Source organism: Ruicaihuangia caeni (genome assembly GCF_040536845.1).
GTDB lineage: Bacteria > Actinomycetota > Actinomycetes > Actinomycetales > Microbacteriaceae > Ruicaihuangia > Ruicaihuangia caeni.
Map to the genome: position 1 here is coordinate 1,558,788 of NZ_CP159582.1, position 13,658 is coordinate 1,572,445.

Below are 13,658 nucleotides of genomic sequence, written 5' to 3' on the forward strand. Positions count from 1 at the left end.
CCCGGTTTCGATGACGGTCGCTCAGGGCGAGCCGAGCGACCGCCGGCCCGAGCGACAGCGCGGCACGAACTAGCATGGGACGGGTTGCCGCCGTCCTTCCGCGCGCACATGAACCAGGAGTACGCATGACCGACGAAACCACCGAACTCACCGAGGCAGAGGTCTCGGAGCAGAAGGCGGTTCGGCTCGCCAAGCGCGCTCGCATCCTCGACGCCGGCGGTGACGCCTACCCCGTCGGCGTGCCCATCACCCACTCGATCGGCGAAGTGCGAGCGCGATTCGAGGGACTGGAACCGGATGCCTCGACCGGCGTCACGGTCGGCGTCGCCGGCCGCGTCGTGCACTCGCGCAACACCGGCAAGCTGTGCTTCGCCGCGCTGCAGTCCGGCGACGGCTCGCGCATCCAGGCGATGGTGAGCCTCGCCGAGGTGGGTCAGGAATCGCTCGACGAGTGGAAGGAACTCGTCGACCTCGGCGACCACGTCTTCGTGGAGGGCGAGGCGATCACGAGTCGCCGCGGTGAGCTGTCGATCATGGTGAACCGCTGGCAGATCGCCTCGAAGGCGGTGCTGCCGCTGCCGAACCTGCACTCGGAGCTCAGCGAGGAGACGCGCGTGCGCCAGCGCTACCTCGACCTCATCTCTCGCGAGCAGGCGCGCAATACCGTCATCGCCCGCGCCAAGGCGGTCGCCTCGCTCCGCGACACCTTCGCAGGCCACGGGTACATCGAGGTCGAGACCCCGATGCTGCAGACCATGCACGGCGGAGCGGCTGCGCGCCCGTTCATCACGCACTCGAACGCGTTCGACACCGAGCTCTACCTGCGCATCGCGCCCGAGCTGTTCCTCAAGCGCGCGGTGGTCGGCGGGCTCGAGCGCGTGTTCGAGATCAACCGCAACTTCCGCAACGAGGGTGCCGACTCGACGCACAGCCCCGAGTTCGCGATGCTCGAGGCGTACCAGGCCTACGGCGACTACCACCAGATGGCCGACCTCACTCAGGAACTCATCCAGAATGCGGCGCTCGCCGTGGCCGGTTCCCATATCGTCACGTGGGCCGACGGCACCGAGTACGACCTCGGCGGCGACTGGGCGCGGCTGTCGATGTACGAGTCGCTCTCCGAGGCGGCCGGCGTCGAGGTCACGCCGGAGACCCCGATGGCAGAGCTCAAGAAGATGGCGGATGCCGTCGAGATCGAGGTGCCGCATCCGCTGCCCGGCAAGTACGTGGAAGAGCTCTGGGAGCACTACGTCAAGCCGGGCCTCGAGCGGCCGACCTTCGTCATGGACTTCCCGGTCGACACCAGCCCGCTCGTACGCGCACACCGCACCAAGCAGGGTGTCGTCGAGAAGTGGGACCTGTACGTGCGCGGCTTCGAGCTCGCGACGGCGTACTCCGAGCTGGTCGACCCGGTGATCCAGCGCGAGCGCTTCGTCGAGCAGGCGAAGCTCGCCGCGAAGGGCGACCTCGAGGCCATGCAGCTCGATGAGGAGTTCCTGCGCGCGCTCGAGCACGGCATGCCGCCGTCGGGTGGCATGGGCATGGGCATCGACCGCTTGCTCATGGCGATCACCGGCCTCGGCATCCGCGAGACGATCCTCTTCCCGCTGGTGAAGTAGGCCGCCAGATGACCGAGCCGGAGCGCCAGCGGGATGTCGAGGGTGCGTCGCGCGATCGGTCTGCGTCTCGCCGCTCTGCGCCGCCGTGGACAGCGATCGGCTGGGTCGGCCTTGCCGTCACGTGCACGTACCTGCTGGTCTCCGGCATCATCGGCATCCTGCTCAAGGGCTGACGCTCACCGCGCCCGTCCGGCGCACCCTCCCTCCTCCCGCGCCACTTGCTCGCATCCGCGCCACCTCCTTGTGGCGCGGTCGCGACGAAGTGGCGCGCACCGACCAGGTCGGCCTCAGCCATCGCCGCGTAGACTTGACGCCGTGATCGAGGAGTTCTGGGCCAACGCGGTGTTCTCGGTGACGCCGACGATTCTGATCGGCCTCATCTTCTGGTTCGTGCTGCGCTCGATCATCCGCGCCGACCGCAATGAGCGCGACAGCTACGCCAAGATCGAGGCCGAAGAGCGCGCCAAGTTCGAGGCCGAGCGCGCCGCCCGCGACGCCGGCCCCGCCGCCGCAAGCTAGCGCCCCCGCACCGGCATCTGCGCCAACTGCAGCCGCTTGCGCCCGATGCGCCTGGCGCAAGCGGCCGCAAGTGGCGCAGATACCGAACGCCGCCGCCGGATGCCGGGGGCCTCAGCCGCGCGGGCGCAGCCGCACATTGGGCAGCGCCGGCGCGGGGAGCGCCTTGCCGGCGGCGCCGTCGCGGCCGATGTACCCCTCGACGCGACCGTAGCGTCCAGCATCCGTCTCGCCGTCGATCACCTCGCGCTGCCACTGCTCGCGATAGGCGACCACCTCGTCGTGGGTGCGGCCGATGAAGTTCCACCACATGACGATCTGCTCGCCGAACGGCTCGCCACCGATGAGCACGATGCGCCCCGGTGAGTAGCCGCGGTTCGCGAGGGTCAGCATCGAAGCGCCGGGTGCCCGGTACCCCAGCGATGCCCGAGGCACATGCACACCCTCGAACGAGATGTCACCGGCATCCACCAGTACGCCGTGCTCGAACGTCTCGTCGACCGGCACGCTCACCGAGGCCCCCGGAGGCAGGTCGAACTGGGCGCCGACGATCGGCGTGAAGGCTGTCGCCTCGGCCGTGTAACCGAGCAGGCTGCCGAGGAACACGCTCACCCGAGCGCCCTGATGCTCGAGCACCGGCGGCTCCGAGTGCTCGAAGAACGCCCGCCCATGTCGCGCGTGGGCGGGCAGGGCCGTCCAGAGCTGCACGCCGTGCAGCACACCCTCCGCGGCCGTCGATACCTCGGAGTGCTGCACGCCGCGCCCAGCAGTCATGAGGTTGAGCTGCCCGGGCCGGACCATCGTGTATCCGCCGCTCGAGTCGCGGTGCTCGATCTCGCCGGCGAACAACCACGTCACGGTCTGCAGCCCGGTGTGCGGATGCGGCGGCACATCCATGCGGCGCGGACCGGCGGGGTCGGGCCCGTAGTGGTCGGCGAAGCACCATGCGCCGATGAGCGAGCGTGCCTTCTGCGGCAGCGTACGCCGCACGTTCATCGCCCGCGGGCCGCCGAGCGGCACCTCGCGCGCCTCGATGATCTCGACCGCCGGCTCCGCGAGCATCGTCTCGACGCCCGCCTCGCACACCGTTTCTGACGGAGCGATATCAAGGTTGCTCATACCGGCAGCCTAGGGTGCGGCATCCGTCGTCAACAGCTCGCCCACCTCGCACTCGAGCGCGGTGCAGATCGCGTGCAGCGTCGAGAATCTGATCGCCCGCGCCCGATCGTTCTTCAGCACCGACAGGTTCACGACGCTCACGCCGACCAGACGGCTCAACTCGGTGAGCGTCATACCCCGTGCAGCGAGCAGCTCATCGAGCCGGCACCGGATGCCGGTGCTCTCGGCATCGCTCTGCTCAGCCTCGTGCCGGCCCGCGCCCCTCGCCTCCGCTGCGCTCACACCAGCCCCTCGGTGTCGCGCTGCAACCGGGCGCCGACCTCGAATGCCGCACCGATCGCGGCGAGGCCGATGCCGATGAACACCGGGGTGAGGTCACCCGCAGTCGCCGTGGGGAAGATCGTGTCGCCGGGTTCGGCGTTCAGCTGATCGACGATCCAGAACTGACCGATGCCAGTGAGCGCGACCGAGACCAGCCCGCCGGCGATCAAGGTGACGCTCACCGTCGCGACGATCCAGGTCATGGAGCGTCCGAACGGCTTGCCGCGCAGCACCGCCACGCAGAGCGCGACGAACAGCGCCGCGAGCGCCGCGAAGATCAGCGCGCGTACCGCGATCCCGCCCGCCAGGAACACCAGAGACCAAGGCTCGAGCCCGGCGATGACTACTTGTGCCTCGGTGAAGGCGCCGCTGACGATCGTGGCAGAACCGGTTGCCGCGTCGTCTGGCACTGGCGCGTCGGTGAAGAGCGGCACCGACGCGCCGCGGCCATCGAAGAGGCCGACGATCGATGTGGCCGCACCGAAGAGGCTCAGTGCTCCGATCGTCGCGGCGACGGCCGCCAGCAGCCAGAGCGAGAACCGCTCCGATCCACGCAGGCCTGAACGTGCGGAGGAGAGGCGCGTGGTTCGCTGAGGCGGTCGTGATGCCATGGCTGCATTTCCTTATCGATCATCGATGCCAACGAATATCGATAACATATCGACAGTCGTTATGTCGCGCAACCGCGGTCACGGCATCCGCATCTCCATTCGGTTACGCGCTGCGCCCACGGCGAACAGGGGCATGCCGCGGCCCCTTGCGTCGTTACTCTCGATGTAACGGCGCCAGACCTGGGAGGCGCCCGAGGAGTTGACATGTTCGAGAGATTCACCGACCGAGCCCGTCGGGTTGTCGTCTTGGCGCAAGAAGAAGCCAAGATGCTCAACCACAACTACATCGGCACCGAGCACATCCTGCTCGGCCTCATCCACGAGGGCGAGGGCGTCGCCGCGAAGGCGCTCGAGTCGCTCGGCATCTCGCTCGACTCCGTGCGCGAGCAGGTGCAAGACATCATCGGCCAGGGTCAGCAGCAGCCGACCGGCCACATCCCCTTCACCCCGCGTGCCAAGAAGGTGCTCGAGCTGAGCCTGCGCGAAGCGCTCCAGCTCGGCCACAACTACATCGGCACCGAGCACATCCTGCTCGGCCTCATCCGTGAGGGCGAAGGCGTGGCGGCGCAGGTGCTCGTGAAGCTCGGCGCCGACCTCAACAAGGTGCGCCAGCAGGTGATCCAGCTGCTCTCCGGCTACCAGGGCAAGGAGCCTGTGTCGGCCGGTGTCGACAACACGGCGACCGAGTCGAAGGGCTCGCAGATCCTCGACCAGTTCGGTCGGAACCTCACCCAGGCGGCCCGCGAGGGCAAGCTCGACCCGGTCATCGGCCGTGAGAACGAGATGGAGCGGGTCATGCAGATCCTCTCCCGCCGCACCAAGAACAACCCCGTGCTGATCGGTGAGCCCGGCGTCGGCAAGACCGCCGTCGTCGAGGGTCTCGCTCAGGCGATCGTCAAGGGCGAGGTGCCCGAGACGCTGAAGGACAAGCAGCTCTACTCGCTCGACCTCGGGTCGCTCATCGCCGGCAGCCGGTACCGCGGTGACTTCGAAGAGCGTCTGAAGAAGGTCACCAAGGAGATCCGCACGCGCGGCGACATCATCGTCTTCATCGACGAAATCCACACGCTCGTCGGTGCAGGTGCTGCCGAGGGCGCCATCGACGCCGCGAGCATCCTGAAGCCCATGCTCGCCCGCGGTGAGCTGCAGACCATCGGCGCGACCACGCTCGATGAGTACCGCAAGCACTTCGAGAAGGATGCTGCGCTCGAGCGCCGCTTCCAGCCCGTGCAGGTGCAGCAGCCCTCCGTCGCGCACGCCGTGAACATCCTCAAGGGTCTTCGCGACAAGTACGAGGCGTTCCACAAGGTGTCGATCACGGATGACGCGATCGTCGCCGCGGCGAACCTCTCCGACCGGTACATCCAAGACCGCTTCCTGCCCGACAAGGCGATCGACCTGATCGACGAGGCGGGTGCCCGCCTGCGTCTGTCGATCCTCTCTGCGCCGCCCGAGCTGCGCGAGTTCGACGAGCGCATCGCCCAGGTGCGCCACGAGAAGGAAGAGGCCATCGAAGACCAGGACTTCGAGAAGGCCGCCAGCCTGCGCGACGAGGAGAAGAAGCTGCTCGGCGAGCGGCTGCGCCTCGAGAAGCAGTGGCGCGCCGGTGAGGTCGCGGCATCCGGAACCGTCGACGAGGGCGTGATCGCCGAGGTGCTCGCCCAGGCGACGGGCATCCCGGTGTTCAAGCTCACCGAGGAGGAGTCGGCACGGCTCATCTTCATGGAAGACGCGCTGCACCAGCGGGTCATCGGCCAGCACGAGGCGATCTCGGTGCTCGCCAAGACCATCCGCCGCACGCGCGCAGGCCTCAAGGACCCGAAGCGCCCCTCTGGCTCGTTCATCTTCGCCGGCCCCACCGGTGTCGGTAAGACCGAGCTCGCCAAGGCGCTCGCCGAGTTCCTGTTCGACGACGAAGACGCGCTGATCTCGCTCGACATGAGCGAGTACGGCGAGAAGCACACGGTTTCGCGCCTGTTCGGTGCCCCTCCGGGGTTCGTCGGGTTCGAAGAGGGTGGCCAGCTCACCGAGAAGGTGCGTCGCAAGCCGTTCAGCGTGGTGCTCTTCGACGAGATCGAGAAGGCCCACCCCGACATCTTCAACTCGCTGCTGCAGGTGCTCGAAGAGGGTCGCCTGACCGACGGTCAGGGCCGGGTGGTCGACTTCAAGAACACCGTCATCATCATGACCACGAACCTCGGTACGAAGGACATCACCGGCGGTCCGGTCGGCTTCACGCTCGAGGGCAACACCGAGAACAGCTACCGGGCGATGCGCGCGAAGGTGGTCGAGGAGCTCAAGAAGCACTTCAAGCCCGAGTTCCTCAACCGCGTCGACGAGACCATCGTCTTCCCGCAGCTGAGCAAGGAAGAGCTGAAGCAGATCGTCGATCTGTTCATCAAGCGCTTGGGTGAGCGTCTGCTCGACCAGGACATGACGATCGAACTGACGGATGCCGCCAAGGACCAGCTCATCACGATCGGCTTCGACCCGACGCTCGGCGCCCGTCCGCTGCGCCGCGCGGTGCAGCAGCAGGTGGAGGACCGCCTCAGCGAGAAGATCCTGCACAACGAGCTGCACGCCGGCGACCACGTGAAGGTCGACTTCGCCGATGACGACTTCGTGTTCACCACGAGCCGTCAGCCGGGCCGCGACGAGATCGGCGATGTGGTGGCGGCTGCCGCCATCGCGGCCGGCGAGGGTCACAGCGGCTCTGCGGAGGGGCCGGCTGCGACGGGCGAGAGCGCCTGATCATCGAGCAACAGCACCCCGCGAAGCCGGGCCCGGACGACCGGGCCCGGCTTTCGCTCGGAATCGCCGGCTCGCTTGACCATGCGGTGGTGCGCGAGCTGGCACCCCGACTCGAGGCCGCGGGCTTCCATACGCTCTGGGTGAATGACACCCCGGCCGGTGACGCGCTCGCCTCGATCGCGGTCGCGGCCGAGGTCACCGCGACCCTGCAACTCGCCACGGGCGTGATTCCGATCGACCGTCGACCGCCTCTCGAGATCGCGGCATCCATCGACCGTCTCGGTCTCCCGCTCGATCGCCTGACGATCGGAATCGGGTCAGGTCGGGTCGCCAAGGGCGCGCTCGCGGTAGTCGGTGAGGCGGTCGCTGTCCTCCGCGACGAGATCGGTGTGCCGGTCGTCGTCGGTGCCCTCGGTCCGAAGATGCGGGAGCTCGCCGCACGAGAGGCCGACGGCGTCGTGCTCAACTGGCTGACTCCGGATGCCGCAGCCGAAGCGGCGGCTGATGCTCAGGCCGCGTCGCTCGCCCGGCCCCGCCCCGCGCACGTCGTGCAGTACGTGCGCACGATCGTCGACCCGGCAGCTCGCGAGGCGCTCGTCGCCGAGGCTCGGCGGTATGAGGCGGTTCCCGCCTACGCAGCGAACTTCGAGCGTCTCGGTGTCACGGCGCTGGAGACGACGCTCGATGCCTCCGCGGTGACGGGCGCGTCTGAGTCTGATGCAGGGTCCCTGCTCGACGAGTATCTCGGCGCGGTCGACGAGGTCGTCATTCGGGCCATCACCGCTGAGCAGACCATCGATGATTACGCTCAGTTCATCGATCACCCGCTGCTGGCTGACCGTCTGCAGCTCGACATCCCCTGAGGAACCGGAAGCCGCCTGGCATGACATTCACCGTTCGCCACGCTCGCACCAGCGATGTGCCCGCGATCATGCGACTCATCGAGCCGCTCGTGCATCGCCGCATCCTGCTCGGCAAGGAACGCGTCGTGTTCTACGAGGCGGTGCAGGAATTCCGGGTCGCCGAAGATGCGGCTGGCGAGCTGATCGGGTGCGGAGCGTTGCACGTCATCTGGGAAGATCTGGGTGAAGTGCGAACCTTGGCTGTCGCGGAGCCGTGGCTCGGCCGTGGCGTCGGTCGCGCCCTCCTCAGCACCCTGGAGCACGATGCGCTCGAGCTCGGGTTGAGCCGCCTGTTCTGCCTCACTTTCGAGGTGGAGTTCTTCTCGCGCAATGGCTTCGAGCCGATCGGCGACGACGTGGTCGACGCCGAGGTGCAGGCACAGCTCATGCGGTCGCCCGATGTGGGCGTCGCCGAGTTCCTCGATCTGGCACACGTTAAGCCAAACACCCTCGGCAATACGCGGATGCTGAAGCATCTCTCGTTAGCCTGAGGGCATGTCGACGCTCCGCAATCCGGTGGGCCCGCAGCCGCCCAGCGTCTACTGGCGGCGGCGCATCATGGTGCTGCTCGGTCTGATCGCCGTGATCGTCGTCGTGGTGCTGATCGTCGTGCGCCCTGGAGCTGCTGAAGGCGAGACGCGCGACAAGGGCGATTCCAGCACGGTCGCCGAGACCCCTGCGGCCGGCGGAAGTGGATCGGATGCCGGTGGCTCGGTCGACGACGGAGGCGCTGCTGCTCCCGCCGGTGACGGCGAGTTGTCGGCGTGCAAGCCCGGGACCATCGCCGTCGAAGCGGTGACCGATAAGACGAGCTACCAACCGGGTGAGCCGGTGCTCGTCACGATGACGGTCACCAACACGGGCACGGCCGCGTGCCTCTTGAACGCGGGCACCGATGTGATGGAGTTCCTCATCACGAGCGGTGCTGAGAAGTACTGGTCGTCGAAGGATTGCCAGACGGATGCCGCACCCGCCGAAGTGCGCATCGAACCCGCGCAAGCGATCTCGACTGCGCCGCTCACGTGGGACCGCACTCGCTCGACGCCAGAGACGTGCGACACTGAGCGCCCGGCGGTTCCTGCGGGGGGCGCGAGCTACCACCTCTCGGTGAAGCTCGGCGATCTCGAGGCCGCCTCGAGCCGCCAGTTCATGCTCTACTGACGTCCTGCCGTCGTCGGGTGTGACCTACCTTGGATGCTTAGGCTTGAAGCATGTCGAAAAAGCCCCGCAAGCCCGGCAAGGCCTCGAAGGCCGCCGCTCAGCAACTGCCCCGCACCACCATGCTCGCCGACGCTCTGGCGAAGCAGGACACCGCGGCGGTGGCGCTGGCGTTGCGCAACGATCGGGTCGTGGTTCCGTTGCTGCCCGGGGTTCCCGGCGACCCGCAGGTGCGGGTGTTCCGACGGGGCGAGAGCGACAAGTACATGCTGTTGCTGTTCAGTTCGCCCGAGACCTATGTCGCGATGGTGCCGCAAGAGAACGACCATCGGGTGCTGGGGTACGACGCGGCGACGCTGGCTGACTTCATCGAGCAGAACCTCGGTGTGCTCGAAGCGGTGTGGTTCGACGTCGCCGGACCGCACGCGATGCAGGCTGAGCCTGCCGAGGTGCTGAAGGCGCTGCGCCTCTAGCTGCCTGACACCTGCGGTTTCGGGTGGTTCGTCAGCTGCGCAGCCACGAATCGCCGCGCACTTGGGCCCGCGCGAGGTCGTCCTGGCTCGGGTTCGCAGGCACACCTGTTCCCGCATGCGCTCCTGGACTGCTGAGCGCTGCCGCAAGACCTAGAACGGGTGAGCGCCCTGTATCTCCTGGCGCGAACCGGTGTCGAACGCGATCCGAAGCGCCTCTCGCACATGCGGTGAATCGGCGCCGATGATCGTCTCGTAGCCCAACCGTCGGGCCTCGTTCTCACGCTGGGCCGCGGCGGAGACGGAGCGCACCTCGCCGGCGAGACTGATCTCGCCGAAGGCCGCGGCATCCGTGTTGATCGGCATATCGCGGGCCGCGCTCGCGACGGCGATTGCGATGGCGAGATCGGCGCCCGGCTCGGTGAGGCGGATGCCGCCCACGGTCGATACGTAGACGTCGGCGTTCGAGAGCTTCAGGCCGGCTCGGCGTTCGAGAACGGCGAGCAACATGGCCACTCGCGACGAATCGACCCCGTTGACCACCCGCCGAGGCTGCGGGGCGCTCGAGGCGACGACCAGCGCTTGCACTTCGACCGGGATCGGTCGTCTGCCCTCGATCGCGATGGTCACGCAGGTGCCGCTCACAGGCGTGACCGACCGGGAGAGGAACAGGCCGCTCGGGTCTGGTACCTCCTCGATGCCCTCGCCCGTCATCTGGAAGCATCCGATCTCGTCGGTTGGTCCGAAGCGGTTCTTGAGCGCGCGGATGAAGCGCAGCGTCGACTGCCGGTCGCCCTCGAAATGGCACACCACGTCGACGAGGTGCTCGAGCAGGCGCGGACCGGCGATGCTGCCGTCTTTCGTGACGTGACCGACGATGATCGTCGGCAGGTCACGCTCCTTGGCGACGCGCGTGAGCGTGGCGGCGACTTCGCGCACCTGTGCGGGCTGGCCGGCGAGCCCGTCGTTGAGCGAGCTCGACACGGTCTGCACTGAGTCGACGATCAGCAGCTGCGGCTTGACGGCATCGATCTGTCCGAGGATCGTGCTGAGATCGGTCTCGGAAGCGAGATAGAGGTATGGCCATAGTGCGCCGGTGCGCTCCGCTCGCATCCGCACCTGCGAGGCTGACTCTTCCGCACTGACGTAGAGCACTTTGGTACCCTGAGCGGCAGCCCGGCTGGCCACTTCGAGCAACAGGGTGGACTTGCCCACTCCTGGCTCGCCGCTCAGCAGGATCACGGCTGCGGGCGCCACCCCGCCTCCGAGCACGCGGTCGAGTTCCTCGATGCTCGTGGTCGTTCGCTTGATCGAGCCAGAGGTGTACTCAGTGATGGGCTTCGCTACGCGGGCGGCGCTGATGCGCGCACTCGGCACAGCACGAGTAGGGGCGTCGACGCTGTCGACGGTGTTCCAGGCCTGGCACTCACCGCAACGGCCAACCCATTTCGCGCTCTCCCAACCGCACTCGGAGCAACGGAAGTTCGCGGTGGGTCGGGCCATGCTCGAAAGCGTAGCCGCGGCATCCGACAATCAATCGGCGCGGATGCTGGAGCCTCGCGTTCTGAGCACGCCCGCGCGTGTACTAAGCTTTTCGGCGGTGACGTGTCCGAGCGGCCGAAGGTGCGACTCTCGAAAAGTCGTGTGGAGTGACCCTCCACCGTGGGTTCAAATCCCACCGTCACCGCCAATCTGAACCCCTTGATTTCCGCGGAATGACGCGGAAGTCGAGGGGTTCAGTCGTTCGTTCGCGAGCGAGAACTCGGGAGCTTCGCTCAGCGGTTCGCGCTGAGCGCCCTGACGAAGCGGCGGGCGATCTCGCGTTCGATGTCGTCGGGCACGGGCTGCGCTCCGGCGAGGAGGCTCTCAGGGTCGGTAGCGACGCGCTCCAATGAGAGCGACTGCAGCAGAAACCCGAGGTCCATTGACTCGAGCGAGTTGCCCTTCGGGTTGGTTCCGGCGAGGTTCACCATCCGGCCGCCGGCGAGCAGCACGATGTGGCGGCCTCCGGGGAGGTCTACGCGCTCGATAGCCGAGTCGAGTTCGGTGAGGCGTTCGGCATCCGCGTAGAGCGCATCGACGTCGATCTCCCAAGGGAAGTGGCCGGCGTTTGCGAGCACGGCGCCGTCGTTAATGCGGTCGATGATGTCCCTGGTGATGACGCCAGGGTGTCCGGTCGCGGTCACGAACACCTGGCCCCACTCGGCGAGATTCTCAAGCTCATCGACGCGGTAGCCATCGAGCGCCGCCTCGAACGCCTTGATCTCATCGACCTCGGCGATCGCGACCCGTCCGCCGAACGCCCGAAGGTATTGGGCAATGCCTCGCCCGCACCAGCCGTAACCGGCGACCACGAAGCGGCCTCCGGGGATCATGAGGTTCGTGATCCGCATGATGCTCTCAACGACGGACTGCCCAACCGCGTGACGATTCTCGCCGATCGCCTTCAGGAGGCTGTCGTTGATCACGATCGTGGGAAACGGCAGCTTGCCGGCGAGTTCGGAACGCAGTCGAAGTGCGCCGCTCGTGGTCTCTTCGGTGCCACCGATGACGGAGTCGGCCATGCCTGCGGCGACGATCCCCGCTGCGAGGTCTGCGCCGTTGTCGAGCAGGATGTCGGGCTTCGCGTCGATCACCGCCGCGACGTTGCCGTGGTGCTGCTCGAGAGAATCGTCTCGCGAGCCAAGCACCGTCATGCCTTGTCCACGGAGGAACGCGACCACGTCGTCCTGAGTCGTGCCGAAGTTTCCGGTCGCGACGATCTCGGCACCACCGGCGGCGAGCACTTCCAGAAGCACTGCGGTCTTCGGCTCGAGGTGCAATGACATCCCGACCCGCCGGCCGGCGAAAGGCTGTCGCGCCGCGAATTCTGTGCGCGCGTCGGCCAGCAGTGGCATCCGGGATCGGATCCATCGAATGCGTGCCTCGCCGCGGTCGAAGAGTTCTGACATCTTCATCGCCTTTCTCGCCGTCACAGTCTCACACGCCGTGCGCACGGGACGCCGGCCGCAACTCCGCCGCGCCGCCAGTGGCGCGCTGGAGCAGCGTGGCAACCCCGAGTTGCACGGTCAACCCACTCTGGGCAACAGTCGCTCAAGGCGGCGAAGGTCTTCCCGTAGGCCGCGCCGAAGCTGGAAGCCCAGGAGTGGCTCGAACACCCGGGCGGCGCCGTTCAGACTCACTTCGAGTGCTGCGCGGATCTCGCTGCCGCGGTCGCGCGGGGTGACGGTGTAGCTGCCGCCGCCGTGCCAGGGATCGCCGTCGAGCCGCCACTCGACGCGGTGACCCTCTGCGAAGTCGACGATCGTCCAGCGCATGGTCAGCGACTTCGAACCCATCGCCACATCTGTCTCGCCGTCGACCCCGAGCGCAGGCGCCCCGGCACCGACGTAGCGCGAGCCCACGATGGACTGCCGCCACTGCACCTCATTCTCGACGTTCGCGAGAAACCTGAACGCCGCTTCGGGCTTCAATTCCGTCGAGATGGAGTGTGCGGTTCTCGTCATTGTGCTTCTCGTTCCTGGGAGCTTCGAGCGGCGTGCGGGTAACGGCGAACCGACTGGCTCTCCTGAGCGATGCGCCGCAAGCCGGCGAGCAGGGTGTCGCCGAGCGCTGTCCCGACGATGACCGCCTCCGCCATGCGGTCGCGGTCACCGCTCCGCTCAACCGCGTCGAGGTCTGCTTCGGCGACGATGTCGGCGGCTTCTGCATAACGGGGGAGCGTGTCGGCAAGGTCGGGTCTACCGATCGAGTCGTAGGCGTCGAGCACGCCCGCGGCGAGCTGGATTCCGGGGTTGCCCGGGTGGGCTTTCCACCCGCGCTCCTGCATGACCGACGTCACGCGCTCCATCGACCTGTCGCTGGGATTCCCTTGCCGTTGCGGGGTTCCCGCTTTCTGCGCTTCACCGAGCAGGGCGCCGAGCGGAAGCTGAGGATCGTCGATCGCCTTCAGGATGTCGCGCGTGGTGGCGACCGAGAGCGCCCCGACTTCGATGAGTGCTCTGATCAACCGCAACCTCGCGACGTGCCCGTCGTCGTATTCGGTCTGGTTGTAGCCGGTCCGCTTTCCGGCGGGCACCAAGCCCTCGCGTGTGTAGTACTTCACGGTGGCGGGCGATACCGCTGCAGCCTGGCTGAGCTGGGAGATCTTCACATCGACACTGTAACTATCGATAGTGTAACTATCAACCG

General features: G+C 67.3%; 15 protein-coding genes and 1 tRNA gene. 9 read left to right on the plus strand and 7 right to left on the minus strand.

Features of this window, described 5'->3' with window-relative positions; genetic code table 11:
* Positions 1-125 precede the first annotated feature (125 nt).
* The 3 genes from lysS (at position 126) to ABV606_RS07255 (ending at position 2,138) form a co-directional block, all read left to right on the plus strand.
* Positions 126-1,619 (plus strand): lysine--tRNA ligase, encoded by a 1,494-nt coding sequence (gene lysS, locus ABV606_RS07245; protein ID WP_353987219.1) that lies wholly within the window; start codon positions 126-128, stop codon positions 1,617-1,619.
* Positions 1,620-1,627: 8 nt separating this feature from the next.
* Complete coding sequence (locus ABV606_RS07250; RefSeq protein ID WP_281488254.1) at positions 1,628-1,792, plus strand: hypothetical protein; 165 nt, start codon at positions 1,628-1,630, stop codon at positions 1,790-1,792.
* Positions 1,793-1,934: 142 nt separating this feature from the next.
* Entirely contained in the window at positions 1,935-2,138 is a 204-nt protein-coding gene (locus ABV606_RS07255) for a hypothetical protein (RefSeq protein WP_422785362.1), read from the plus strand.
* 111 nt (positions 2,139-2,249) lie between these two features.
* Here ABV606_RS07255 and ABV606_RS07260 read toward each other — a convergent pair whose 3' ends face one another.
* The 3 genes from ABV606_RS07260 to ABV606_RS07270 form a co-directional block, all read right to left on the minus strand.
* Positions 2,250-3,254, minus strand: a complete 1,005-nt coding sequence (locus ABV606_RS07260) for a pirin family protein (RefSeq protein WP_353987220.1) — start codon at positions 3,252-3,254, stop codon at positions 2,250-2,252.
* A gap of 9 nt (positions 3,255-3,263) precedes the next feature.
* Entirely contained in the window at positions 3,264-3,467 is a 204-nt protein-coding gene (locus ABV606_RS07265; protein ID WP_353988797.1) for a helix-turn-helix domain-containing protein, read from the minus strand.
* 65 nt (positions 3,468-3,532) lie between these two features.
* The gene (locus ABV606_RS07270) at positions 3,533-4,186 is read right to left on the minus strand and encodes a hypothetical protein (protein ID WP_353987221.1); all 654 of its coding nucleotides are present in this window, start codon (positions 4,184-4,186) and stop codon (positions 3,533-3,535) included.
* A 204-nt stretch (positions 4,187-4,390) separates the two neighbouring features.
* Here ABV606_RS07270 and ABV606_RS07275 point away from each other — a divergent pair, with 204 nt between their 5' ends.
* From ABV606_RS07275 to ABV606_RS07295, 5 genes are all read left to right on the plus strand, one after another.
* Entirely contained in the window at positions 4,391-6,937 is a 2,547-nt protein-coding gene (locus ABV606_RS07275; RefSeq protein ID WP_281488257.1) for an ATP-dependent Clp protease ATP-binding subunit, read from the plus strand.
* A gap of 89 nt (positions 6,938-7,026) precedes the next feature.
* Positions 7,027-7,800 carry an LLM class flavin-dependent oxidoreductase gene (locus tag ABV606_RS07280; RefSeq protein ID WP_353987222.1) on the plus strand — a complete coding sequence of 258 codons (774 nt, stop codon included), beginning with the start codon at positions 7,027-7,029 and terminating at the stop codon, positions 7,798-7,800.
* A 20-nt stretch (positions 7,801-7,820) separates the two neighbouring features.
* The gene (locus tag ABV606_RS07285) at positions 7,821-8,330 is read left to right on the plus strand and encodes an amino-acid N-acetyltransferase (RefSeq protein ID WP_281488259.1); all 510 of its coding nucleotides are present in this window, start codon (positions 7,821-7,823) and stop codon (positions 8,328-8,330) included.
* 4 nt (positions 8,331-8,334) lie between these two features.
* A complete protein-coding gene (locus ABV606_RS07290; protein ID WP_353987223.1) occupies positions 8,335-9,000 on the plus strand; it encodes a hypothetical protein in 666 nt (221 codons plus the stop codon).
* Between the two features lie 50 nt (positions 9,001-9,050).
* Positions 9,051-9,470, plus strand: coding sequence for an SseB family protein (locus tag ABV606_RS07295; protein ID WP_281488261.1), 420 nt, complete (start codon positions 9,051-9,053; stop codon positions 9,468-9,470).
* A 150-nt stretch (positions 9,471-9,620) separates the two neighbouring features.
* Here ABV606_RS07295 and radA read toward each other — a convergent pair whose 3' ends face one another.
* A complete protein-coding gene (gene radA, locus ABV606_RS07300) occupies positions 9,621-10,970 on the minus strand; it encodes a DNA repair protein RadA (protein ID WP_353987224.1) in 1,350 nt (449 codons plus the stop codon).
* 96 nt (positions 10,971-11,066) lie between these two features.
* Here radA and ABV606_RS07305 point away from each other — a divergent pair.
* Positions 11,067-11,157, plus strand: a tRNA-Ser gene (locus tag ABV606_RS07305).
* Positions 11,158-11,242: 85 nt separating this feature from the next.
* Here ABV606_RS07305 and ABV606_RS07310 read toward each other — a convergent pair.
* From ABV606_RS07310 to ABV606_RS07320, 3 genes are all read right to left on the minus strand, one after another.
* Positions 11,243-12,424 (minus strand): adenosylhomocysteinase, encoded by a 1,182-nt coding sequence (locus ABV606_RS07310; RefSeq protein WP_353987225.1) that lies wholly within the window; start codon positions 12,422-12,424, stop codon positions 11,243-11,245.
* Positions 12,425-12,535: 111 nt separating this feature from the next.
* Positions 12,536-12,973, minus strand: coding sequence for an SRPBCC family protein (locus tag ABV606_RS07315; RefSeq protein ID WP_353987226.1), 438 nt, complete (start codon positions 12,971-12,973; stop codon positions 12,536-12,538).
* Complete coding sequence (locus tag ABV606_RS07320; protein WP_353987227.1) at positions 12,970-13,620, minus strand: MerR family transcriptional regulator; 651 nt, start codon at positions 13,618-13,620, stop codon at positions 12,970-12,972. The genes ABV606_RS07315 and ABV606_RS07320 overlap by 4 nt, the downstream gene beginning before the upstream one ends.
* Positions 13,621-13,658: the final 38 nt, after the last annotated feature.

Bases quoted from the DNA above. Each gene is read 5' to 3' on its own strand.
- lysS (WP_353987219.1), top strand. From the start codon at position 126: ATGACCGACGAAACCACCGAACTCACCGAGGCAGAGGTCTCGGAGCAG.
- ABV606_RS07250 (WP_281488254.1), top strand. From the start codon at position 1,628: ATGACCGAGCCGGAGCGCCAGCGGGATGTCGAGGGTGCGTCGCGCGAT.
- ABV606_RS07260 (WP_353987220.1), bottom strand. From the start codon at position 3,254: ATGAGCAACCTTGATATCGCTCCGTCAGAAACGGTGTGCGAGGCGGGC.
- ABV606_RS07270 (WP_353987221.1), bottom strand. From the start codon at position 4,186: ATGGCATCACGACCGCCTCAGCGAACCACGCGCCTCTCCTCCGCACGT.
- ABV606_RS07275 (WP_281488257.1), top strand. From the start codon at position 4,391: ATGTTCGAGAGATTCACCGACCGAGCCCGTCGGGTTGTCGTCTTGGCG.
- ABV606_RS07285 (WP_281488259.1), top strand. From the start codon at position 7,821: ATGACATTCACCGTTCGCCACGCTCGCACCAGCGATGTGCCCGCGATC.
- ABV606_RS07290 (WP_353987223.1), top strand. From the start codon at position 8,335: ATGTCGACGCTCCGCAATCCGGTGGGCCCGCAGCCGCCCAGCGTCTAC.
- ABV606_RS07295 (WP_281488261.1), top strand. From the start codon at position 9,051: ATGTCGAAAAAGCCCCGCAAGCCCGGCAAGGCCTCGAAGGCCGCCGCT.
- radA (WP_353987224.1), bottom strand. From the start codon at position 10,970: ATGGCCCGACCCACCGCGAACTTCCGTTGCTCCGAGTGCGGTTGGGAG.
- ABV606_RS07310 (WP_353987225.1), bottom strand. From the start codon at position 12,424: ATGAAGATGTCAGAACTCTTCGACCGCGGCGAGGCACGCATTCGATGG.
- ABV606_RS07315 (WP_353987226.1), bottom strand. From the start codon at position 12,973: ATGACGAGAACCGCACACTCCATCTCGACGGAATTGAAGCCCGAAGCG.